Consider the following 274-nt stretch of genomic DNA (forward strand, 5'->3'; position numbering starts at 1 on the left):
GGGAACAAAGAGTTTGTCCTCAATGCCATGAATTACCTGCTGGAAGATGACAACCTGATTACCGCCCGATCAAAAGACTTCAAGATGCGATTGCTCGACAAGCCACGAGTAGAAAGAGAAAGACGCTTTTGGCAAATTCTCAATACTGCTGCACCAGTGATATTAATCTTGATTTTTGGAGTCATTCAGTTTTACATTCGCAAAAAACTATACACGTAAAGGATGAGAAGAAGAAACACCATCATATCAATTTTAGTACTGGCAGTCATTGCCG

General features: G+C 40.5%; 1 protein-coding gene. It reads left to right on the forward strand.

The window, feature by feature from the left end; translation table 11 throughout:
- Positions 1-219: hypothetical protein (locus tag R0J92_RS22950; RefSeq protein ID WP_411053365.1), on the forward strand; the 219-nt coding region annotated here is incomplete at its 5' end.
- Positions 220-274 lie beyond the last annotated feature (55 nt).

Origin of the sequence: Tritonibacter sp. SIMBA_163, from assembly GCF_046535935.1 — a bacterium.
In the GTDB taxonomy this organism is placed as follows: Bacteria; Pseudomonadota; Alphaproteobacteria; order Rhodobacterales; family Rhodobacteraceae; genus Epibacterium; species Epibacterium scottomollicae.